Genomic DNA, 22,487 nt, shown 5'->3' with positions numbered 1-22,487 from the left:
TCCAGCCGCGCAGAGTATAGGCAACGCGGCGGTTCGTTGCTGGCGGGCCACAGCCCTCCGTAGAATCGCATCCAAGGGGAGCTGGAGGGTTCGTGGCAGACGTCGGTACACGCGACGGCACGGGTGAGGACGCCCGTCGTTCGCTCCCCAGCATCGGCCAACTGCTGGAGACCGAGACTGCGCGCCGACTCCTCCAGGAGTTCCCTCGCGCCACCGTCGTTGACGCGATCCGGTCGGCCGTGGCCGACTCTCGGGAGCGCGCCACCGGCGAGCCGCCGAGTCCGGAGACGCTCCTCGCCAATGCCAGCGCACGGCTCGCGCGGGGCGACGAGCCGAGTCTGCGACCGGTCGTCAATGCGACCGGCATTATCCTCCACACCAACCTGGGGCGGGCGCCGCTTAGCGCGGCGGCGATTCGCGCCATGGAGCGTCTCGCGCAGGGGTACAGCTCGCTCGAGTTCGATCTCCAACGCGGGGCGCGGGGCTCCCGGCACGGCCACGTGTCGGACCTCCTCTGCTCCCTGACCGGCGCCGAAGCCGCATTGGTCGTCAACAACAACGCCAGCGCGGTGCTCCTCGCGCTGGCTGCGCTCGCCGCGGGCCGAGAGGTTGTCATCTCGCGCGGGCAGCTCGTAGAGATTGGCGGCGGATTTCGGATCCCCGACGTCTTGCGCCAGAGCGGCGCTCGCCTCGTCGAGGTCGGCACCACCAATCGGACCTACGCGGAGGACTACGCCGCCGCCCTCACGGACGAGACAGCCGTCCTCCTCCGGGTTCACGCCAGCAACTTCCGGGTCGTTGGATTCACCCACAGCGCAAGCATCGAGGATCTGGCGGCAATCGCGCACCGCCACGGACGCCTCCTTGTGGACGATTTGGGGAGCGGGAGCCTTCTCCCCACCGAGCGATTTGGACTGGGTCACGAGCCCATGCCGCAGGAAAGCGTGCGCGCGGGCGCCGACGTGGTGTGCTTCAGCGGAGACAAGCTGCTCGGCGGGCCGCAGGCCGGCATCCTCGTCGGCGGCGAGCAAGCCATCGCCGCCATCACCCGGCACCCCCTCACGCGGGCGCTGCGGCCCGACAAGGTGACGCTAGCCGGGCTCCGTGCCACCCTGGCGCACTACGTGCGCCAGGAAGCGGAAACGGCCATCCCCGTGTGGCGAATGATCTCAGCCACGCCGGACGAGCTCGGCGCTCGCGCCTCGGCGATCGCGCGGGCGGCGGGGAGTCCGTTTGCCCACGTGGCGGACTCAACGGCCGCGGTTGGCGGCGGATCTCTTCCCGGCGAGGTGCTTCCCAGCTTCGCTGTGGCCCTCGAACACCCGACGCGCTCGTGTGCACAGGTGGCCGAATGGCTTCGCCACTGGTCCCCGCCCATTGTCGCCCGGGTCGCCCACGATCGCGTGCTGCTGGACGTGCGAACCATCGCGCCGAATGAGGATCAATTCGTCGCCGATGCGATTGAGGCCCTCGCGAGCTGGTGACGACAAATGAAAAGCGGCCCGACAACTCGGGCCGCTCACGGGTCACGCTCGGCTAGTGCGAGTTCGTCGAGGCACTGGTTATCTGAATTCGCCGCTCTTTCGCCTGCTCCATCTTGGGGAGGCGCAGCTTCAACACGCCGTGCTCGAAGTGTGCCTCGGCTTTGGTGCTGTCGACCGGCGTCGGAAGGGCGAGCTGGCGGGTAAACCGCCCGTACTTGCGCTCGCGCCGATGATATGCCTCCTGACTCACGGTCTCATCGTCTCGGGCCTCACCCCGAATCGTGAGCACCTCACCCTGAACCGTGATCTCGACGTCCTCCGGCTTGACGCCCGGGAGGGAGGCGGTCACGACGAGATCTTCACCCGTTTCGTACATGTCGATGGGTGGTGCCGCTACCCCATCGGTCGCGTGGCCGAGCCACGGGCGAACCCAGGCATCCTCGAACAGCCGATCGACTGCCTGCCTGAGGCTCAGAGCCTCTCCGAACGGGTCCCAGCGCACGAGATTCGCCATCGTCGGTCCTCCTCGATGTGTGGTGGGGCTCTCGACCCCTTTTCAGGTCCAATATAGCAATGGCCGCCGTCAATGTCAAGAGTCTTTATAGTCATACTGTCAATATTGTTGGCGTCGGACTGTTGGACCTGGCGCGTGCTATCATGACCCGTCGGCCAATCCCCAACTGCGAGCATCGATGCGCCTGTTTAACACGTCTTCCCACGAGCTCGAGACCGTCCGTCCCCGTGCAGAACCAGTCACGATGTACGTCTGCGGCGTGACACCCTACGACACCACTCACCTGGGGCACGCGCGAACCTACCTGGTGTTCGACGTGCTCCAGCGTTACCTCCGCTATCTCGGCCATGGGGTTCGGTACGTCCAGAACGTGACCGATGTCGACGATCCCCTCATCGAGCGCGCCAACGCCCTGGGGATGGACTACCGGGAGCTCGCCGACCGGTACGTGAAGATTTTCCTGGCCGACCTGGAAGACCTGAACGTCATCATGCCCACGGTGTACCCGCGCGCCACCGAGGAGATCCCGGGGATGATCGCGACGATCACGAGCCTGATCGAGAAGGGGATGGCGTATCCCCGGGGCGGGTCGGTCTACTTTCGCGCCGCGCGGTTCCCCGGCTATGGGGCGATGAGCGGCCTCGATCGCGCGGGCATGCTCCAGGCCCATCGCGACACGGGCGAGGACCCCGATGATCCCAACAAGGAGGACCAGCTCGACTTTCGGCTCTGGCAGGCTGCGCGTCCGGGCGAGCCGGTGTGGGAGAGCCCCTGGGGCCCCGGGCGACCCGGATGGCACATCGAGTGCTCCACCATGGCGAACCGGTACTTGGGCCCCCGTCTCGACATCCACGGCGGCGGTGAAGACCTTATCTTTCCGCACCACTGCAGCGAGATCGCCCAGTCCGAGACGGCGAGTGGCGTCGGTCCGTTCTGTCAGTACTGGGTACACGTCGGGCTCGTATGGATGGACGGGGAGAAGATGAGCAAGTCGAAGGGCAACATGGCGTTCGCGCGCGATCTGCTCCCCGTCTACGGCGGCGATGCCCTGCGCTACTATCTCATCGGCACACAGTACCGCCAGCGATTGGAATACATACCCGACGACCTCGAGGCGGCGGCGGATCGCTGGCGCTCCGTCGTCCATGCGCTGAAGGGCCCGCGCGGCGGCTCTCCCTCGGATCGCGCGCTGACATATCGCGACGCCTTCTTCGCCGCTATGGACGAGGACCTGGACACGCCGCGCGCCCTGGCCGCGATACACGGGCTGGCGGCGTTGGTAGCCGAGGCGTCAGAGCCCGGCGACCGCGACCTCCTCGCTTCCCTCCTCCAGATCGTCGGATTCCGCCTCGACTGACGGCAACTCGTCGGCCTCTTGGCCGAGGCGCGCGACGCGTCCGCGCGCGGCGCTTCCGGCGGCTTCTGGCTCACAGGTGCTCGAGAAAATATGCCGCCACGCGCTCCTCGACGTAGCGACGACCGGCCTCGTCACGGGGCATGTGGCGCTCGTTGGGAAGGATGAGCACGTCGCACGCCTTGCCCGCCGCCTCGAGGGCCGCGACGAGTCGGGCCGTGTGCCGAAAGTGGACGTTCTCGTCGATCATTCCGTGCACCAGCATGAGGCGCCCTTCAAGACGCGACGCATGGGTCAGCACCGAGCCTCTGGCATACCCCTCGGGATTCTCCGACGGGGTGCCCATGTACCGCTCCGTGTAGTGGGTGTCGTAGCCATCCCACGCCGTGACGGGCGCGCCCGCCACGGCCACGCGAAAGACGGCCGGCTCGGTCAGTAAGCACAGTGCTGCCATGTACCCGCCGTAGCTCCAGCCATAAATGCCGACTCGCCGCGCGTCCGCGAGACCCTCTGCCACGAGCCACCGTACCCCGTCGACCTGGTCCTGAACTTCGATCGTCCCCAGCCGCCGCTCGATGGCCGCTTCGAATGCTAGTCCTCGCCGCGCGGACCCGCGGTTGTCCAGCTTGAATACGAGGAACCCCAGGGACGCGAGATATTGGGCGCGGAGGTCCACGGTCATTCCCCAGGTGTCGGTGACCGACTGGACGTGCGGTCCGCCATAGACCGAGACGATCGTCGGCGCGGGAAACTGGACGCCCCTTGGCCGATATAGGGAGCCATACAAGGTGGCTCCATCACGCGACGACACCTCGACGATCTCCGGTGTCACCAGCCCTGGCGCGCAAGCCTCCGCGGACGGCGGGTCGTGCACCGGAATGTCGGACGGACGGTCGATCGAGCGGATGACGACCCGCGGTGGCTGATCTCGCGACTCCGTGGTTTCCGCGTATTGCCGGCCGCTCTTGGCGAACGAAGCGCCGTGAAATCCGACGCCGTCGCTGAGCCGCGTGATCGCTCCTCCGTCGAGGGACACCGCATACAGGTCTCGGCCGAGCGGGCTCTCGCGGCCGGCGACGAAGTAGACGGTCCGGCGCGCCTCGTCGACGTGGACCAGCGCGTCGACCGGCCAGGCGCCGTCGGTGAGCTGGCGCACGAGACTCCCGTCCGGCCCACGCAGCTCCAGGTGGCGATAGCCGGTCCGCTCCGACGACCAGATGAACGAGCAATCGGACAGGAATCGTAGGTCACGGTGGAGGTTGATCCAGGATGGCGACGTCTCGGTCAGAAGAGTGGACCGCTCGCCGCTCGCGGGATCGACGAGGATCAGATCGAGACGGCGCTGGTCACGCGATTCGACCTGAACCGCCAATGATCCATCCGGGCGCCAGTCCACCCGCGCGAGGTAGCCCCGATCGTCCGGTACCGAGTCGAGCCAGCGCGTCTTTCCTCCCGCGATCGGAAGCACCGCGAGCCGCACGTGCGCGTTGGCGGCACCGGCGAACGGGTAGCGGTGCGACTCGACGCGCCAGGCGTCGCCCCCCTGATGGACGATGGGATACGCCGGGATGTGTCCCTCATCGACCCGGGTGTAGGCGATCCGTTGGCCGTCGGGAGCGATCCAGAACCCCTCGCTTCGGCCCATCTCCTCCTGGGCGATGAACTCGGCGACTCCATTTGAGATCGTTTCGCTCGCGTCGCTCGTCAGCCGCCGACTCGTGTCAGCCTCGACGTCCACTGTCCACAGGTCGCGCCCGCGAACGAACACGATGTGCGCGCCGTCCGCCGTGGGCCGGGCATCCTCGATTGGATCTGCCGCGCGGGCGAGGATGCGCGGGGCCTCGCCGCGGCTCGATGTGACCGCGAGCTGCCCGCCCAGGATCAGGACGAGCCGGTCCGCCTCATCCGCCCATCGGTAATTCGTCACCCCGCCCTCGCGCACGCGTTGGCGCTCGCGCCTGAGCGCCTCCTCCGGGCTTACCGTGTCGTCCGAGTCGGGCGTGGCCCCCGCGGCGACGAGGATGTGGCGCTGACCCGTCTCCAGGTCCAGCGCCCACAGGTCGCGCACGAGGTCGCCCCGCTCGCTGTAGAGATAGGTGAGGAGCCGCCCGTCTGGCGAGAAGGCGATGTGAGCCGGCGCGCTGGTGCCTGGGCGGGGGTAGTGGGCGACGGCGTCGAGCGTGAGACGCCGGGGAATTGGCTGCTCGGACACGACGTATTATAGACGTGATGCTTTCCGACTCCATCCTCACCAAGGCCGAACGGACCGGGTTTCGGGAAACCTCGCTCCACGCTGACGTGATGGACTTTCTCCGCCAGTCTCGGCGCCGGGCCCCGGATCTGATCCGCGTTGGAACGATCGGCAGGTCGGCCGAAGGGCGCGACATCCCGTTCGTGGTTCTCTCGGGGAACCGCGCCCTCACGCCTGCCGCGGCCCGTCGGGCCGGTCTACCCGTGGTCATGGTCATCGCGAACATCCACGCCGGCGAAGTGGAGGGGAAGGAGGCGCTCCTCGCCTTCATTCGCGATGCGACGCGCCCGCGCGACCAGCGTACTCGCGCCTACCGCGAATTGCTCGACCACCTCACCCTCGTTTTGATCCCGATCCTCAACCCCGATGGCAACGATCGCATCTCCACCGAGAATCGAAAGCTGGACCTCCAGGCCCTGGAAGGGCAGATCGGCCCCCCGGGAGGCGTGGGGACACGGAACACGGGCGAGGGCTGGAATTTGAATCGCGACTACATGAAGCAGGAAGCGATCGAATCGAACCATTTGTCGCGGTTCTTTGGTCAGTGGTGGCCGCACGTGTTCGTCGACTGCCACACGACGGACGGATCAATCCACGCGTACGACCTGACCTTTGACACGGCGCACTGCCCCCGGAGCGGGCATCCCGCGCCGATCGAATACGTGCGCACGCGGTTGCTCCCAAGCGTCGCCGACGCGGTATTCGCCTCCACGGGTCGACGGGGCTTCTTCTACGGGAACTATCGAGATCAGAACGACCCCAGCAGCGGCTGGGAGACCTACCCAGGCCTCCCGCGCTTCGGCAGCCAGTACCGCGGACTGACCGGCCGGCTCGACATCCTCCTCGAGACGTACTCGTATATCGACTTCCGAAGCCGGGTCGAGACCATTTCCGCCTACCTGGTCGAGATCTTCCGCTACATCGCCGAGCACGCGATGGAGGTGATCGAGACGGCGGAGCGAGCGGAACGCGAGACCATCGAGGCCGGGCGCAACCCCCAGCCCGACGATCTGGTGGGGATCAACTATGGGGCGGCGCGCCGTGATCGGGACGGATCGCTCGTGTTCGACTGGCCGGTGCACTGGCTCGAGGACACGGAGATCCTCGCGTACGATCGCGATTCCATCCGCCGTCGGCGGATCCCCGGTCGGCGGATTGTGACCTACCGGGCCGGATACTTCGCGCGCTTCATCCCCACCGTCGCGGTCCAGCGGCCATACGCCTATATCGTCACGCGGCCCGAGATCACGGAGAAGCTCCGCCAGCACAATGTGGAGGTCGGCGCCCTCGCCGCCCCGGTTGAGCTAGACGTGGAAGCCGCGGTCGTGCTGTCGATGGAGAAGACGCGCAGCCCCGACATCTGTACCGGCATCGAGCGATTCGAGACGGTGCTCGCCGTGCGCGCGGAACGGCAGCGGGTTCGCTTCGAGGCCGGCGCCCTCGTCGTCCCGACGGCCCAGCGACTCGGAAACCTCGTCGTGTACTTGCTGGAGCCGGAGAGCGATGACGGACTCGCGCGCTGGGAGTTCTTCGACCGCCACGTCCGCGTGGGTGACCCGTTCCCGGCCTTTCGGCTCGTAACGCCGGCGCGTCTCCCCCTCGCCGGATTGTCGGCCGGGCGGTCACGGCGCGCGGCACGAGTGGGATGACCGGATGCGCGTAATTGGGACTGCCGGGCACGTCGATCATGGCAAGTCGACGCTGATCCGGGCGCTGACCGGCATTGATCCAGATCGCCTCCGAGAAGAGAAAGAGCGCGGCATGACCATCGATCTCGGCTTCGCATGGCTGCGCCTTCCCAGCGGTCAGGAGGCGAGCGTCATCGACGTCCCGGGCCACGAGCGGTTCATCAAGAACATGTTGGCTGGGGTGGGCGGAATCGACATTGCGCTTCTGGTCATCGCGGCCGACGAAGGGGTCATGCCCCAGACGCGCGAGCACCTGGCCATTCTCGATCTGCTTGGGATCGGCCGCGGCGTCGTAGCCATCACCAAGTGCGACCTCGTCGAAGACGAGTGGCTGGAGCTGGTGTGCGTGGAAGTCGAAGAGACCGTCGCCCCCACGACGCTGGCCGGCGCGCGCCTGGTCGCCGTGTCCTCCACGACCGGCCGCGGGCTCGACGATCTCCGTCAGGAGCTGGACTCGCTGCTGGCCACTGAGCGCCAGCGCCGACAGACCGGGTTGCCACGGCTTCCGGTGGACCGGGTGTTTACCATGTCGGGGTTCGGGACGATCGTCACGGGCACATTGATCGACGGCGAGCTGCAGGTGGGCGCCGAGGTCGAGATCCTGCCGAGCGGGCGACGGGCGCGCATCCGCGGCCTCCAGTCGCATCGAAAGCAGGTCGATCGTGCTCCCGCCGGAAGCCGCGTCGCCATCAACCTCTCGTCGATCGGCACGGACGAGATCGAACGGGGCGACGTCGTCACGGCGCCCGGCTGGCTGAAGGCAACGCGCGTCGTCGACGTCCAGCTCCGCGCCGTCGCCGACGCAGAGAGGCCGCTGCCGCACAATGCACGCGTCACGTTTCACGCCGGCGCGGCCGAGGCGATGGGCCGCGTGTCTCTCCTCGACCGCCCGGAGCTGGGGCCCGGCGAGACATCCTGGGCGCAGATTCGTCTCGATCGACCCCTCGCGGTTGCCCGGTCGGACCCGTTCATTCTGCGCCTTCCCTCGCCGAGCGCGACCGTGGGCGGCGGCACCATCGTGGACGACCATCCGAAACGCCACCGACGCATGCAGGAGCGCGTTCTTCGACAGCTGGCCGTGCTGCAGCGGGGCACTCCCGAAGAGATCGCGCTGCAGACGCTTCAGGAGCGAGAGCCGGCTGATGTGGCTGAGCTGGCGCGCCGCTCCTCGAAGAGCGTTGCGGAGATGCAGGGTCTTCTGGCGCCCCTCGTCCAGGAGGGCGCTGTTGTGGTTCTCGACCGCCAGGCGTCGGACGAAGCGCAAAAAGAGCTGACCGGCTCCTCGCTGGTGATCTCCAGCGGTGGGTGGTCGCACCTCGCCGAGCGCGTCGTGACGGAGCTTCGAGGCTACCATGTCGCCCATCGCTTGCGAAGTGGTATGCCGATAGAGGAGCTGCGTAAGCGGCTGGGACTCGATGCCCGGGCGTTTTCCCATATCGAGCGACGCCTGCTGGAAAACGGAACACTGGCCGAAGATGGGCCGCGCGCGCGACTTCCGGAGTTCTCCGTCACGCTGTCCGTGGATGAGGAGCGGGCGGCGCAAGCGTTGGTGTCGACGCTCGAAGGCTTTGGCGTGGCGCCGCCGAATCGAGCGGAGATTCGCGCGGCGCATGGCGTCTCGGACGAAGTAATCCAGGCGCTCATCGATCGTGGAACACTGGTCGAAGTGGCGCAGGACCTGGTGTACGCGCGGTCCACCTACGACGAGGTGGTGGCGCGAATCCTGGCTGCCCTGGCGTCCTCCGGCCGTGTGACCGTCGCGCAGGTCCGGGACGTTTTAGGAACGAGCCGCCGGTACGCGCTCGCGCTCCTCGAACACCTCGATGACCAGAAGATCACGCGCCGCGTGGGCGACGAGCGGATCTTGAGCGCGCGCGGGGCCCCCGCGGCGACCACCATCGGCGCGTAAGGGTCCGATCTCGCGGTAGACCGATGGAAGGGTGGCCGTCGGCACGTGGAGCCCGCGTGATCGGTCGCGGCTCACGGCTGCGCGATCGCGACCGGTAGGTCGAGCATGCTTCCGTCCGCGAAGGCGACAACGTCCGGCGTGAGGACGACTTTGATCTGACTCAGCTCCTCGTTTCGCACGCGTTGGTCGATGATTGCCGACGGACTGAGCTGAATCGTGGCCGTCCACGTCACCGATTCTCCCGGTGCCAGGGGGTCGCGGTAGTCCAGCGGGATGACCTTCAGCTCAGTGCCGAAGAAGCTATCAGAGAGGTGGAGGTCGCCCTTGACCTCGCGCAGCTCCTGGTCGCTGAGGTTTGCAAACTGGAACGTAAATGCCGCCTGATCCGAGCGATTCCCGCTCGCCAGATCCGCGGGGATAATCTTCTTGTCCAGGAGCGTAATTCCGAACACCGCGGCGGCCCGACCTTCCGCCTCTTTGCGGGCCTGTTCCTGTTGGTCCTGCCGTTCCCGACTTTGGAGGCGCTGCTTGGCCTGGTCCTGTTCGAATTTCCGCTGCAGGTCGATTGCCTGCCCGACGGTCACGCCGGCTGGGACCGGTTGTCCGCTGAGGGATGCTGCCTGTCGCTCGCGGTCGAGGTAGGCGACGGCCAGCCGCCGATCGTCTCCCGTGAGGCGGTCGATCACCGGCCGGAGGTCGCTGTCCCAGCGGTTGATGTCGGTGGGAATCACGGCGTCGCGAGGCCCAGAGCACGCGATGAGGAGCAGTAAGGATAAGACGAGCGGGAGAACGCCCACCAGCGGCGTTCCCCGTCGAACGATGTGGTGTGTCATGTCAGTTACTCACGGAATTGAACGGTGCGCTCACGAAGGCTACGGTTGTTCGTGCCAGGGCTTGGCGGCGAGGTCCAGCGCGTCGAGGTGTAGATACACGTGGTCGCCGACCACGCGATCGATGGCGATCACGGGCACGAAGAGCTCGTCTTTGCCGGCGCCATAACGGATGATGTGCAGGAACGCCGCGTCTCCGCGATAGACCACCCCTGCCGCCTCACCGACCTCGTCATGCCCGGCCAGTACCTTCTGGCCCGGCTTCAGCCGGGCGATGGGGTCCGATTCTGACGGGGCGTTGTTCTGCATCGTTACTCTCCTGTGCCAAAAACCGAGCCGCGAAATCATCGCCAGCCGCTGGGTGCTTATAGCATACGGGCGAAGAGCTGTCGGACACGAGCCTCGCTCTCGATCAAGCTGTTTGTGCGCGGGGGCAGTGTCTCGCGTTCATCGAGCCCTTGCGACTCGACCTACCCATCCGTAGAATCGGCCACACCACAGGAGGGTGGCTGTGCTCAGTCGCGTAGAAGACGAGCTGCTAACCCGCGTCGAACCGGGGACCCCAATGGGCGACGTCATGCGGCGGTACTGGATGCCGGCGCTCCTGTCGGAGGAGGTCGCGGAGCCGCACTCGGATCCGGCCCGCGTGCGGTTGTTAGGGGAGGACCTCGTCGCCTTCCGTCGAGATCGTGGACAGACCCTACGGGTTCTGCCGCGGCACGGGGCGGAACCATCCTCCCGACCCCGAACGTTCGATGCGCGTCCAGTCCATGCGCTTCATTGCGCTCTGCTTCTGTCTGGTCCCCCCGCGCGGTCATGGGCACATCGACGACGAGCATACGTGGGACTACGGTATCTACGTCAGCCGGACGCTCGGGATCGACCACGAGAAAGCGCTTCGCCGGCGCAAGATCATGCCAGGGGTGGACGTTTCTCCGGATGGCGGGAAAGTGCGCAACGTCGCCAACAACGACCGCCAGGACCGGGCCGCGATGCGCGACCGGAGAAGCTTCTCCGGAATCGGCGACAATCCCCACGAGGATCATGCCGCGGATCTACGATCGGACCACGGAGCATCTCGGAGCGACGGACGTTGGGATCGTGGAAGATTTGGTGCCCGAGTATCTGCCGGCCGTAGTTCGGTGACGGGGCGGACATAGCCGCAATCGATTTCGAGATCGCGTTGCACAACGGAGGAATAATCGATGCCCGAGGAGCCCATCATCCGACTCGGCATTGCCGAACACGATCTGAACTTGCCAATCATCGACGGTACGGTCACCGTTGAAGGGTATTCGCTCCAAATCACGCACGGCACCGACGATGGCGCGATTCACCGGCTGCTGCGCGAGGGGGAGATCGACGCGTGCGAGTACTCGTTCGGGAGCTACGTGGGCGAGCGGGCGCGCGGTGTTCCATTCATCGCGATACCCGCATTTCCGAATCGGAAGTTTCGCCTCTCCTACATCTTCGTCAACGCATCGGCAGGGATCCGGCACCCAAAGGATCTCGAAGGGAAGCGAGTCGGCATTCTCATTTGGTCCAACACGGCAGGAATCTGGGCCCGCGGCGCTCTTCAGCACTACTATCACGTCGATCTGACCCGGATCCGGTGGCTATCCGCCGGTCCTGTGCCCAAAGATCCACCGCCGGGAATGGTGATTGAGCCGCTGGGAGAGGGAAAGCTCGACTCGAAACTGGTATCGGGAGAGGTGGACGCAGTCATTCAAGCCGATGTGCTGCCGTCGATTCGGGCGAAGGACCCACGCGTGAGAAGGCTCTTTCCCGACTACAAGACGGAGGAGCAAGCGTACTTCAAGAAGACGGGGATCTTTCCCATAAGCCACATGGTGACGTTCCCGCAGTCCTTTGTCGACGAGCATCCGGACGCGCCGGTCGCCTTGCTGAGGGCGTTTCGGCGTTCTCGCGATGAGGCGTTCGCGCGAATTGAGGAGCAGCAGGTGCTCTCCATCTCATGGGCCAGCGCGCTGCTGGACGAGCAGCGCGAGCTGATGGGAACAAATTACTGGGCATACAACGTCTCGGATAATCGGCGACCCCTCGAGGCCATGATGGACTTCGCGTTCGAGCAGGGCGTGACTCCGGAGCGCCTGTCCGTCGCCAGCCTCTTTGTCCCCGCCGCCGCGGCGCTTCCCGGAGCCTAATCTCGAATTTGCTAGAATGCGCGCCGGGGACAATTCAGAACTTCATTGGAGGGACGAGCCATGCGCCTGATCCGGCCTACGCTTCGTTGGCTAGCGCTTCCGATGTTGGGGCTGCTGTTGCTCCTGAGCGCAAGCGTTGCCACGCCCAGCACGAGCGCGCAGTGCGTTACCACGTACTACGGAACGACGTACGGTTGTAACTACTACAGCTACTACACCAGCATGCCGTACTACTACACGTACTCGCCGTACTACTATTCGTACCCGTACTGGTACTATCCGTACTCGTACTATCCGTACTGGTACTGGTACTATCCATACTCGTACTACCCCTCTTACGGCTACTCGTACGGGTACCCGTATTCGTACGGTTGGTATTACGGCATGTATCCGTACTACTATGGCGGCTATTACCCACCGTACGGCTACGGCTACTACTACTGGCCCTGGTACTGGTAGAGATACGTTCAGACGCTCGGCACGCCCCCTAACGAGACATACCAGGCCGGGGCGGTCTCGCTCCGGCCTGGTATTGCCGTGAGGACTGCTGACGTTGATGGGCTACGGCGGGTCGCGTCGCAGGCACGGGGAGCCATCACATCCCGTAGAACGAACAGAGTCCGGGTCCGAACGCCGCGTGGCACAAATTCGCGGGCCCGACTGCGATGGCCAGCGCAGCCACCACCACGGCCCACACTGCCGAAACCGCAATGATCGTCGCAGCTATCCGGTGAACAATGCGGACCATAGGGGACCCCTCCTCGTTGCTGTCACACGGACAGTCAACCACCCGAGCGTTGCTGGGCGGGTAGCGCGCGGCCCCACGACGAGTAACAGGAGTCGAGGCCAGCGAGTTGTGAGCGGGGTAGCCCGGACCCACTGCCGCTCGCCACGAGGCGGTGAGGGAGTGGGGAGCAGCCACCGCGATCGGGGCGCCAGTTCCCGCGGGGCCCGCTGCGTCTCTGCCAAGGGGCGAGGAAGCGGGTCATGACCGCTCGACAGGGCGTGCTCCGCGAGATCAGCCAGACCCTGATTCGGGGGTCCGATCTTCAGAGCGTCCTCGAGGAGAGCCTCGACCGAATGCTCCTCATCGGGCCCTACGACGCGGGGGTCATCGGTCTAGTCACGGACGGGGAGAATCACGTCGAGCCAGCGGCGAGCCGTGGCTACCGCAGCTCCGCGAATGTCCTAAGCGGGCGTTTTAACCCGTCGAGTCACGGACATCCAACCATTCGGTACCGGTCCCTCGCGACCCGGCAAACGATCTGCATTGAAGACCTCGAGACGGTCGAGGGCTATCGATCGTTCAAGAATGAGGGATTCCGCACCGTCATTGTCGCTCCGATCTGCGCGGGTGAGGCGTCCCTCGGCATCCTCTGGCTCGCCACGCGCTACCGGCGAAAGATTTCGCGCGAGGAGACGCGGATCCTCGAAGTCCTCGCCAGCCAGCTCGCACTGGTGATTCAGCGCGCTCGGCTTCACGACGCCGTGCAGAACGCGTATTACGATCTGAAGGCCCAGCGCGAGCGCATGGACGCCATCATCGACAACGTTCCGGGCATTGTATGGGAGGACTGGTGGGAATCGGGCGGTGGCGCGCGGCGGGTGCCCTTCATCAGTCGATACGTCGAGACCATGCTCGGCTACACGGTGGATGAGCTTCTCGGGACGCCCGGATTCTGGCTCACAATCATCCATCCGGACGACCGGCTACGGGTCATGGCGCAAGCGCTCTCCAGCACCGAGCCCGGCAACGATCGCCAGCTCGACTACCGCTACGTCGCGAAAGACGGTCGCGTCGTATGGACGGAGACCCGATGCCGACTGATCCACGACGAAACCGGCGCGCCGATCGGCATTCGCGGCGTGACCGTCGACATCTCTGAACGCAAGGAGTTCGAAGCCGCCCTTCGCGAAAGCGAAGAGCAGCTTCGGCAATCACAAAAGATGGAGGCCGTGGGCATGCTCGCGGGCGGTGTGGCCCACGACTTCAACAATCTCCTGACGGTCATCAACGGTTTTGGGGAACTCCTGCAGGTGAGCCCGGATCATCCGGATCGGGCGACGTACATGAACGAGATCATCAAGGCGGGCCAGCGAGCCGCAGCCCTCACGGCCCAGCTCCTCGCCTTCAGCAGTCGGCAAGTGCTCCGGCCGGAGGTGCTCGATCTGAACGCCGTCGTGTCGGAGATGGATGCGCTCCTGCGCCGAATCATCGGCGAGGATGTCGAGCTGTTCGAGCGTCTGGATCCTGGCTTGGGTTCGGTGCGCGCCGACCCCAGTCAGCTCAGCCAGGTCGTGATCAACCTCGCTGCGAATGCACGGGACGCGATGCCGACGGGCGGCCGGCTCAGTATCGAGACCGCGAACGTCGAAATTGACGACTCGTACCTCGATCGCCATGGATTGCCGCGCTCGGGCCGACACGTGCTACTCGCCGTCAGCGACACGGGCGTGGGGATGGATCCGGACACCAAGGCCCGGATGTTCGAGCCGTTCTTCACAACCAAGCAGCGGGGTAAGGGAACGGGGCTTGGCCTCTCGACCGTCTACGGGATCGTCAAGCAGAGTGGGGGGGACATCTGGGTCTATAGCGAACCGGGCATCGGCACGACGATCAAGATCTATCTCCCGCGGTACGACGAGGCCGTCCTCGCGGCCTCCTCCTCCCGGGCGGTGCCGGCGGTCGCGCGAGGGGCGGAGACCGTGATGGTTGTCGAGGATGAGCCCGGGGTGCGCGCCCTGGCGTGCGCAGCCCTCGATGCCCGCGGCTATCGCATCATCGAAGCCCGCGAGGGAAACGAGGCGCTGGAGATCGCGAAGGGCCATGCAGGTCCCATCGATCTGGTCGTGACGGATCTCGTCATGCCCGGGATGAGTGGCCGTCAGCTGGCCGGCCGTCTATCGGCCCTGCGACCGGAGAGCCGAGTGCTGTACATGTCCGGCTATACCGATGACGTAGCGCTTCGCCATGGTCTGGTCGGCGCATCGGTCGCGTATCTGCAGAAGCCGTTCACCCCAACTGCCCTGGCTCAAAAGGTGCGCGAGGTGCTCGACTCACCGGCCGCCAGCAGCATCGCGTCGCGCTGAGGTGCGGTCGCTCGTTGACGTTGTGCTCGGCGCCGGAATCGGTGCCGCTCTGACCGGCCTGATCACCCTGGGCGCGCTCGCGGCATCCGGCCTGTTGCGGCCCGGGCTGGCAGGAATTTATACCGGCGTCGTGCTCGGCGGGTTCTTCGTGGCGGCCGGATGCTTTGTGGTGCGCGAAGGTCGATCGTAGCAAGTCGCTACTGGATCGCTCGGACCGTGGGGAGCACCTCTTTCGCGAATAGCTCCAATCCGTCGCCGACCTCGTCGAGTGACATCGTTCCAATCTCAGGTCGAATGATGAGGACACCCGGCCGTCCGCACACGTCGTGCTGCTCGATGATCTGACGGGTGATGGCGTCGGGATCACCGAGGAGGAACTGGCCGCCCGAGTACCCCTCCGCGCTTCGCCCGCTCCCGGCCGGTCGGCCAAGGTGCGAGCCATAGTCGTACGTGCGGGTGGACCATTGCTCGCGCAGCATCTTGGTCAGGACCGGCACGCGGAATCGGGGGTTGACGCCGTTGACCTCGTCGTTGTCCAGGAGGTCGTCGATGACGGCGTCAATCTGGGCCTGGGTCGGGGCGATGTAGAACTCGCGCGCCATCCCCAGGTCCATCGCGGTGGGCGTCCAGCCACAGTGTGTCTGGGCGTATTCACGGTAGTAATTCAGAATGTCGAAGGTCTGTGCCGTCGTGCCGGGGGCGACAAGGCAGAAGTGATTCCGAGCAGCCCACTGGAGGCTCTCCTCCGAGCTACACGTCGTCCAAATTGGCGGGTGCGGCGTCTGAAGAGGCCGCGGCAGGATCGAGACGCAGTCGTAGTTGAAGTGCGTTCCCCGCCACTCAAATGGCTCCGGATCCGTCCATGCCCGAACCATGAGATGGTACGCCTCGTGGTATCGAGATCGCTCCTCGTCGACTGGAATGGTGAACGCGTAGAGGCTTTGCGCGGCGCTCGTGATCAGACCGACGACCAGTCGCCCGTGGCACAGGTTGTCGATCATCGCCAGCTCTTCCGCCAGGCGCACCGGCTGTTCGTAGACGGACAGGGAAATCCCCATCGTGACCAGCTTGATCCGCTCGGTCACCTGTGAGGCGGCCGCCAGCATGACGATGGGCGAGGGCGTGAGGCCGCCATTGGGCCCAAAGTGGTGCTCGGTGAAGATCAGGCCGTCGAAGCCGAGCTCGTCGACTCGCCGAATGAAACGCATCCGATCGGAGTAGAGCGACTCGCCGAGGGCGCGATCGTAGAGCCTGCCCGGGACGGGAAAGGGCATACCTCCATTCTCGATACAGTGGTATGCCATCGATTGGCGGATCCAGACTTCCATCTCTCCCTCCTGGCCAGGCGGATGCGTTGCTCGGAAAGTCCGGCGCCGAACGGACCTGGGCGGCGCTCCGCCGGTATAGTGCTGTCGATCCTCCCGAGCAGGCTCGCCGATACAGTACCATGGCGGAGCCAGCGAATCGACGTCCGGGATGTGTGGAGTGACGTGCTATATGAGACGTGGGACGCCCGCCACTGGTTTCGCCCTCGCCCTCGCCCTCGTGCTCGTCTGCTGCAGTCTCCCGTCTTCCCGTCCGTCTTCGATCACCGACATCGGTTCCGCACCTCCCTCCGCGCCCGCGGCGCCGAAGCGCATCGTCGCCGCCATCATGGGAGACCCACCGACGCTCAGCAACACGATCAACTCCGCCGGCGGCGCCGGCGTGCCCGGGGCGAGCGAGGTGGGCCAGCTCGTGACGGCGGGCCTGTCGTCGGTCGACGTGAAGGGCAAGCTGCACCCGCAGCTTGCGGACGCCGTGCCGTCCACGGACAACGGATTGTGGAAGGTGGCCGACGACGGCACGATGGAGACGACGTGGCACTTGCGCTCGGGCATCGTGTGGCAGGATGGCGCGCCCTTTACGTCCGAGGATCTCGCGTTCACGGTGGCCATCGGACAGGACAAGGACGTGCCCCTCTTTCGCGATCTCGCCTTCGATTCGATCCGCGGCACCGAGCAGCCCGACGCGCAGACCTTCATCGTCCACTGGAATCGGCCCTTCATTCAGGCGGATGGGCTTCTGGCCACCGATTCTGTCCTGTTGCCCGTTCCGAAGCACATCGTCGAGAAGCCCTATCTCGACAATCGAGCCGCCCTGGGGGAGCTGCCATACTGGGGTCCGGAGTTCGTCGGCACCGGCCCATTCAAGCTGAAAGAGTGGGTCGCGGGCAGCCATCTTCTCCTCGTCGCCAACGACGCGTACGTCCTTGGCCGCCCGAAGGTCGACGAGATCGAGGTGAAGTTCATCCCCGATCCTGACACGCTGTCCGCGAATATCCTGGCCGGCAGCGTCGAGCTGACCCTGGGGAGGAGCCTCTCGCTGGACGAGGCGCTCCAGGTGGGGGACCAGTGGCGGGACGGCAAGATCGAGACCGACGTCAACGGCTGGCTTGTGATGTACCCACAACTCTTGACGCCTGAGCCCGCCGCGATCGGCGACCCGCGCTTTCGACGCGGCCTCCTCTCAGCGATCGATCGGCAGACGATGGCCGATACGCTGCTCCGACCGGGAATGTCGCAGGTCGCGCACTTCTTCCTCGGTCCGAACGAGCCGGATTACGACGACGTGGAGGGATCCGCGGTCAAATACCCATACGATGCCCGCCAGGCGACCCAGCTGGTCGAGAGCGTGGGATTTCGACGCGGACAGGACGGCGTGCTCCGAGACGCCGCGGGGCAACCAGTCTCCGTCGAGATTCGCAATCGCGGAATCGAGATTGGTCGCAAGTCCGTGTTCGCCGTCGCCGACTACTGGAAGCAGATCGGGCTCGCGGTCGAAACGACCATCATTCCTCCACAGCGCGCGCAGGACCGCCCCTACATGGCGACCTTTCCCGGCTTCCTTCTCTACAACCAACCGTCCGACATCAACTTCCTGAAGCGTATCCACAGCAGCCAGACTCCCCTGCCAGAAAACGGATTCGTCGGCCAGAACAACTCACGTTACGTAGATAAGGCCTTCGACGCGCTCATCGACCGCCTGTTCATCACGATCCCCAGAGGAGAGCGCATGCGCATCCTTGGGCAGATCGTTCACGAAATGACCGATCAGGCGCTTCTTCTGGGGCTTTTCTACAACCTAGAACCCCAGATGATCGGGGCGCGCCTCGTCAATGTCGGGGCTGGACCGCCGTGGAACGCTGGCGAATGGGACGTGCGCAAATAAGAAAGGACGGATATGACCTACTATCGAGACTTTCGCGAGTATCTGCACCACCTGGAGGAGGCGGGCAAGCTCCGCCGTATCTTCGATCCAGTCGACAAGGATCGCGAGCTGCACCCCCTGGTCAAATGGCAGTACCGCGGCATCGACGAACCGAACCGTTTCGGGTTCCTCTTCGAGAACGTGACGGACCGCGACGGAAAGAGAGTAAGTCGGGTCGCCTCGTCGGTGATCGCGGCGAACCGCGAAGTGTATGCTCTCGCACTGGGGTGCCCTGAGGCTGAAGTCCACGACCGCTGGACCCGGGCGCTCACCGACCAAGTCGCGCCGCGGCGCGTCGCGACGGGCCCGGTGAAAGAAGAAGTCCACAAGGGCGACTCGCTCATGGAGCATGGCGCCCTGATGGAGTTCGGCGTTCCCATCGCCACGAACGGGTGGGAGGCCTTTCCGCGAATAACGGCGGCCGCCGTGATCACCCGCGACCCCGATACCGGCATCGCGAACGCGGGAATGTACAACAGCATCGTCCTGGGGCCCACGCGAGCCAACATTCGAACGACGCGCCACCTGCGCATGCACTGGCACAAGTGCCGGCAGCGGGGCGTGCCGATGGAGGCGGCCATCGTCGTCGGGGCCGTTCCGGTCGTGCCCCTGGTGGCCGCTACCGACGTCCCGCACGGGGTCTACGAGTTGGCGGTGGCCGGCGGGCTCATCGGTGAGCCGATCGACGTGGTGCCCGCGGAAACTGTTGACCTGGAGGTGCCGGCAACGGCCGAGGTCGTGATCGAGGGTAGGATCCCGACGGACGTCATGGACCTCGACGGGCCCAGTGGCGAAAACCGAGGTCACGTAATGTTTGGCGGCCGGGTCCACGCGTTCGAGGTCACTTGCATTACCCATCGCAAGGACCCGATCTGGCACGACGTGATCTGTCAGATGCCGCCGAGCGAATCGAGTCTGATGCGGGCGGTGAACTGCGAAGGCCGCGTGCTGGCGCTCCTGCGGGCGCACGGAATCCCACAGGTCAAGGACGTGGCGTTCCACCACTGCGGCAGCGCGCGTCACCTCTGCGTCATCCGCATGCAGGACCTCGGCGGATCGCGAACGCCCAACAGCGTGGTCTGGCAGGCGTTGTACGCGGTGATGTCCGTCGCGACCAGTTGGCCCAAGATCGTCATCGCGGTGGACGAGGACATCGATCCGTGGGATCTCGAGTCGGTGCTGTGGGCCGCGATCAATCGCCACCAGCCTCACCGGGACATCAAAATCATTCAGGGGAGACAGGCCGGCCTCGACGAATCGGTGGCGCCGCGCGACGTCCCGCGCACAGAACAGTCCTACCCGACGTCTCTCGCCAGCCCGCAGGGCGCCTCAATCATGCTCATCGACGCGACGCGAAAGTGGGCGAACCCGCCGATCTCGCTTCCTCGGCGAGACTACATGGAGCACGCTCGAGACTTGTGGCAGCGACTGGAGCTTCCTCCGCTGCAGCCGAAGGGCCCCTGGTTTGGCCAGTCACTCGGCCACTGGCCGCAGGAAGCGGCTCGGCTCGTGGAGCTAACGGAGCAGGGATGCATGGACGAGGCCGCGGCGCTCCTCCTGAAGCAGACGATCCCGGTGGATGACCAGATGCGACAGCGGTCAGACCTGGGCGACTGAGGCACAATTAGGGTGGTCGCGCGGTTGGGTTTGAGCGAGGAACATGTGAGCGAGAATACCCTCGTGATCTATCACGGCGGCTGCTTCGACGGGTTCACGGCAGCGTGGGCGTTCCGGAAGCTGCGCCCGGACGTCGCGACCACATTTCGGCCGGCCCATCATGGGGAGCGGCCGCCGAACGTGGTGGGCCGCGACGTCTACGTGCTCGACTTCGCCTATCCGCGCGCCACGATGCTGGAGATGGCGGAGGGGGCCGCCAGGATCCTCGTGCTCGATCATCACAAGACCGCGCGGGATGATCTCGATGGGTTGCCGTTCTGTCAATTCGATATGGAGCGCTCCGGCGCCGGCATCGCTTGGGACTACTTCGCCCAGGGCGCCCAGCCGAGGCCATGGATCGTCGACATCGTCGAGGACCGTGATCTGTGGCGCTTTCGGTTTGGCGACGAGACACGCTGGGCGATGGCATACATCAGCTCGCTTCCAATGACTTTCGAATCGTGGGACGCGCTGGTGGAGGCAGGCCTCGAGCAAGCGGTCGAGCGCGGCAAGGCCGTCCAGCAATATATCGACGCGTACGGCGAGGCGGCATGCGCGCACGCCCTGTTTCGCGACATCGGCGGCCATACGGTTCCGGTCATCAACATCCCGAACATGAACTGCTCGGAGCACATCGACCGCTTGCGCACCAAGTACCCCGACTATCCGTTCGCGGCGTCGTTCTTCCTGCGGGCCGACGGCGTCTGGCAGTTCTCTCTTCGATCCGCGGGCAGCTTCGACGTCTCGACCATTGCGCGGGCGTTCGGCGGCGGTGGCCACCGAAACGCGTCCGGGTTTCAAAGCCGGGTGCTCCCGTGGGATATGGAACGTCAGCCAACATCCGAATCAGAGGACGCGACCGAGGGGTGATGACGCCTTTCTCCCCGTCTGGCTGATCGGAGTATCATCCAGGGCCGACGGATCAAATTTCACGACTGAGAGGGGAGCAACGCGAGTGGCAAGCAAGCTGAGGCTGAGCTTCGTAACGGGCAAGAATGAGCGCGTCGAGCCGCTCCTCCGCGGCGAGGTCGAAATCGAAGGCGTCGAGCTGATCCCGACCTATTCGGACCCCTCCGAGACCTTTTGGCGCCAGCTCAACTTCTGGGAGTTCGAGCTGTCCGAGATGTCCATCTCCTCTTACCTGATCGCGCGCTCGCATGGCGCGGACATGGTCATGCTGCCCATCTTCCCATCCCGCCGGTTCATGCACATGGAGCATTCCTACCACGTGGATTCCGGCATCAAGACCCCCAACGATCTGGTGGGGAAGCGAGTAGGGGTCGGCGAATACCAGCAGACCGCCTCGCTCTGGTTTCGTGGGGTGATGCAGCACGACTTCGGCGTCGATCAGTTCAGCGTCGACTGGTACATGGAGCGCAGTGAGGTATTCAGCCACGGCGGCGCGACGGGATTCAAGCCCATGGAAGGCATCAAGTTCCACCGCATTCCCGAGGACAAGAGCCTCGCGTCGATGCTCGTGAATCACGAGATCGATGCCGCGCCGGTCGGGCGGGCCTTCTCGCGCGAATGGAACATCATCGATCGATCGACCACGATCCGCGCGCAGGATGCCGACTGGAGCAAAGTGAAGCCGCTCTTCCCGGACCGGATGGCGGAGGCGGAGCGCTTCGTCAAGAAGTACGGGTTTGTTCCGTCGAACCACGGATACGCCGTCCGGGGCGACGTCTATCGCGCCAACCCGTGGCTGCCCTTCAATCTCTACAAGGCCTTCCTCGAATCGAAGCGGGTCTGGCAGGAGCGCTTTTCGGAGAGCATTCCTTCTGCCCTCTTCTTCGGGAACCAATACGTCCAGATGACGCGCAAAATCGTCGGCGATGATCCCTTTGTCTACGGTGTCAAGGGGAACCGCGACATGTTGCAGACCTCGATCGACTTCTCCTTCGAGCAGGGATTCATCAAGGAGAAGCCGAAAGTCGAGGATCTGTTCGCGGAGAGTCTGCGGGATCTCTAGCGCGCCGCTGGGCGTCTCCGTCCGGCCCTGCTCCGTCTCACGTGCGCGTGGACTCCGCGCCCGGCGCGGCAAGCTCTGGTGGCGGCTGCACGCCGGGCAGCAGGAGCATGCCGACGAGCGTCATGGTCGCCATGACGGCGAAAATCACTCGCGGCCCGTAGACGTCCGCGAGCCCTCCAGCTACGAGGCTCGCGAAAGGCGCGGCGATCGATCCGGCGGCCGCTAAGATCCCCGTCGCCAGACCCATGTGCTGTTTGGGCACCAGGTCCGCCATGATGGGAATAGCAAGGACGACCGCGGCCGAATTGCCGATCCCCGCGAGGAA

Annotated in this window: 19 protein-coding genes and 1 pseudogene; 14 read left to right on the top strand and 6 right to left on the bottom strand. The window is 65.3% G+C overall.

The genetic code is table 11. The features are described from left to right. The first annotated feature begins 92 nt into the window (after window positions 1-92). Entirely contained in the window at window positions 93-1,484 is a 1,392-nt protein-coding gene (gene selA / locus VFC51_12665; protein ID HZT07878.1) for an L-seryl-tRNA(Sec) selenium transferase, read from the top strand. A gap of 52 nt (window positions 1,485-1,536) precedes the next feature. Here selA and VFC51_12660 read toward each other — a convergent pair whose 3' ends face one another. After that, on the bottom strand, window positions 1,537-1,998 hold the full coding sequence (locus VFC51_12660) for an Hsp20/alpha crystallin family protein (GenBank protein HZT07877.1): 462 nt from the start codon (window positions 1,996-1,998) through the stop codon (window positions 1,537-1,539). A 178-nt stretch (window positions 1,999-2,176) separates the two neighbouring features. Here VFC51_12660 and cysS point away from each other — a divergent pair, with 178 nt between their 5' ends. Then, a complete protein-coding gene (gene cysS / locus VFC51_12655) occupies window positions 2,177-3,355 on the top strand; it encodes a cysteine--tRNA ligase (GenBank protein HZT07876.1) in 1,179 nt (392 codons plus the stop codon). Window positions 3,356-3,425: 70 nt separating this feature from the next. Here cysS and VFC51_12650 read toward each other — a convergent pair whose 3' ends face one another. After that, window positions 3,426-5,564, bottom strand: coding sequence for a S9 family peptidase (locus VFC51_12650; GenBank protein ID HZT07875.1), 2,139 nt, complete (start codon window positions 5,562-5,564; stop codon window positions 3,426-3,428). 17 nt (window positions 5,565-5,581) lie between these two features. Between VFC51_12650 and VFC51_12645 the strand changes: the two genes are divergently transcribed. Beyond that, window positions 5,582-7,252, top strand: a complete 1,671-nt coding sequence (locus tag VFC51_12645) for a M14 family metallopeptidase (protein ID HZT07874.1) — start codon at window positions 5,582-5,584, stop codon at window positions 7,250-7,252. 4 nt (window positions 7,253-7,256) lie between these two features. Then, window positions 7,257-9,200, top strand: coding sequence for a selenocysteine-specific translation elongation factor (gene selB / locus VFC51_12640; protein ID HZT07873.1), 1,944 nt, complete (start codon window positions 7,257-7,259; stop codon window positions 9,198-9,200). Window positions 9,201-9,271: 71 nt separating this feature from the next. On the opposite strand, the gene VFC51_12635 is transcribed toward selB, so the two are convergent. After that, entirely contained in the window at window positions 9,272-10,033 is a 762-nt protein-coding gene (locus VFC51_12635) for a hypothetical protein (GenBank protein HZT07872.1), read from the bottom strand. Between the two features lie 39 nt (window positions 10,034-10,072). Beyond that, complete coding sequence (locus VFC51_12630; GenBank protein HZT07871.1) at window positions 10,073-10,339, bottom strand: hypothetical protein; 267 nt, start codon at window positions 10,337-10,339, stop codon at window positions 10,073-10,075. A gap of 202 nt (window positions 10,340-10,541) precedes the next feature. Here VFC51_12630 and VFC51_12625 point away from each other — a divergent pair. From VFC51_12625 to VFC51_12600, 6 genes and pseudogenes are all read left to right on the top strand, one after another. Beyond that, a pseudogene (locus VFC51_12625) lies at window positions 10,542-10,712 on the top strand (phthalate 4,5-dioxygenase). 73 nt (window positions 10,713-10,785) lie between these two features. Continuing rightward, the gene (locus VFC51_12620; GenBank protein HZT07870.1) at window positions 10,786-11,190 is read left to right on the top strand and encodes a hypothetical protein; all 405 of its coding nucleotides are present in this window, start codon (window positions 10,786-10,788) and stop codon (window positions 11,188-11,190) included. Window positions 11,191-11,235: 45 nt separating this feature from the next. Beyond that, window positions 11,236-12,195, top strand: coding sequence for an ABC transporter substrate-binding protein (locus tag VFC51_12615; GenBank protein ID HZT07869.1), 960 nt, complete (start codon window positions 11,236-11,238; stop codon window positions 12,193-12,195). A 60-nt stretch (window positions 12,196-12,255) separates the two neighbouring features. After that, window positions 12,256-12,654, top strand: coding sequence for a hypothetical protein (locus tag VFC51_12610; protein ID HZT07868.1), 399 nt, complete (start codon window positions 12,256-12,258; stop codon window positions 12,652-12,654). Between the two features lie 528 nt (window positions 12,655-13,182). After that, complete coding sequence (locus tag VFC51_12605) at window positions 13,183-15,285, top strand: ATP-binding protein (protein HZT07867.1); 2,103 nt, start codon at window positions 13,183-13,185, stop codon at window positions 15,283-15,285. A 1-nt stretch (window position 15,286) separates the two neighbouring features. Then, complete coding sequence (locus VFC51_12600; GenBank protein ID HZT07866.1) at window positions 15,287-15,475, top strand: hypothetical protein; 189 nt, start codon at window positions 15,287-15,289, stop codon at window positions 15,473-15,475. Window positions 15,476-15,482: 7 nt separating this feature from the next. Here the strand turns inward: VFC51_12600 and VFC51_12595 are convergent, their stop codons facing one another. Next, window positions 15,483-16,613, bottom strand: a complete 1,131-nt coding sequence (locus tag VFC51_12595; GenBank protein ID HZT07865.1) for an LLM class flavin-dependent oxidoreductase — start codon at window positions 16,611-16,613, stop codon at window positions 15,483-15,485. Between the two features lie 169 nt (window positions 16,614-16,782). On the opposite strand from VFC51_12595, the gene VFC51_12590 reads away from it, so the two are divergent. From VFC51_12590 to VFC51_12575, 4 genes are all read left to right on the top strand, one after another. Beyond that, window positions 16,783-18,495: an ABC transporter substrate-binding protein gene (locus VFC51_12590; GenBank protein ID HZT07864.1), complete on the top strand. Its 1,713-nt coding sequence runs from the start codon at window positions 16,783-16,785 to the stop codon at window positions 18,493-18,495. Between the two features lie 12 nt (window positions 18,496-18,507). Beyond that, entirely contained in the window at window positions 18,508-20,151 is a 1,644-nt protein-coding gene (locus tag VFC51_12585) for a UbiD family decarboxylase (GenBank protein ID HZT07863.1), read from the top strand. A 45-nt stretch (window positions 20,152-20,196) separates the two neighbouring features. Continuing rightward, window positions 20,197-21,060, top strand: coding sequence for a DHHA1 domain-containing protein (locus tag VFC51_12580; protein ID HZT07862.1), 864 nt, complete (start codon window positions 20,197-20,199; stop codon window positions 21,058-21,060). 85 nt (window positions 21,061-21,145) lie between these two features. After that, a complete protein-coding gene (locus tag VFC51_12575; GenBank protein ID HZT07861.1) occupies window positions 21,146-22,162 on the top strand; it encodes a hypothetical protein in 1,017 nt (338 codons plus the stop codon). 37 nt (window positions 22,163-22,199) lie between these two features. Here VFC51_12575 and VFC51_12570 read toward each other — a convergent pair. Next, window positions 22,200-22,487 (bottom strand): MFS transporter (locus VFC51_12570; protein ID HZT07860.1); only part of this gene is annotated, 288 nt, incomplete at its 5' end.

The sequence above is a fragment of the Chloroflexota bacterium genome (assembly GCA_035652535.1).
Lineage (GTDB): Bacteria > Chloroflexota > UBA6077 > UBA6077 > SHYK01 > DASRDP01.
This window is presented reverse-complemented; position numbering and strand designations above follow the sequence as displayed.

Bases quoted from the DNA above. Each gene is read 5' to 3' on its own strand.
- VFC51_12660 (HZT07877.1), bottom strand. From the start codon at position 1,998: ATGGCGAATCTCGTGCGCTGGGACCCGTTCGGAGAGGCTCTGAGCCTC.
- cysS (HZT07876.1), top strand. From the start codon at position 2,177: ATGCGCCTGTTTAACACGTCTTCCCACGAGCTCGAGACCGTCCGTCCC.
- VFC51_12645 (HZT07874.1), top strand. From the start codon at position 5,582: ATGCTTTCCGACTCCATCCTCACCAAGGCCGAACGGACCGGGTTTCGG.
- selB (HZT07873.1), top strand. From the start codon at position 7,257: ATGCGCGTAATTGGGACTGCCGGGCACGTCGATCATGGCAAGTCGACG.
- VFC51_12635 (HZT07872.1), bottom strand. From the start codon at position 10,033: ATGACACACCACATCGTTCGACGGGGAACGCCGCTGGTGGGCGTTCTC.
- VFC51_12630 (HZT07871.1), bottom strand. From the start codon at position 10,339: ATGCAGAACAACGCCCCGTCAGAATCGGACCCCATCGCCCGGCTGAAG.
- VFC51_12620 (HZT07870.1), top strand. From the start codon at position 10,786: ATGCGCGTCCAGTCCATGCGCTTCATTGCGCTCTGCTTCTGTCTGGTC.
- VFC51_12615 (HZT07869.1), top strand. From the start codon at position 11,236: ATGCCCGAGGAGCCCATCATCCGACTCGGCATTGCCGAACACGATCTG.
- VFC51_12610 (HZT07868.1), top strand. From the start codon at position 12,256: ATGCGCCTGATCCGGCCTACGCTTCGTTGGCTAGCGCTTCCGATGTTG.
- VFC51_12605 (HZT07867.1), top strand. From the start codon at position 13,183: ATGACCGCTCGACAGGGCGTGCTCCGCGAGATCAGCCAGACCCTGATT.
- VFC51_12595 (HZT07865.1), bottom strand. From the start codon at position 16,613: ATGGAAGTCTGGATCCGCCAATCGATGGCATACCACTGTATCGAGAAT.
- VFC51_12590 (HZT07864.1), top strand. From the start codon at position 16,783: ATGAGACGTGGGACGCCCGCCACTGGTTTCGCCCTCGCCCTCGCCCTC.
- VFC51_12585 (HZT07863.1), top strand. From the start codon at position 18,508: ATGACCTACTATCGAGACTTTCGCGAGTATCTGCACCACCTGGAGGAG.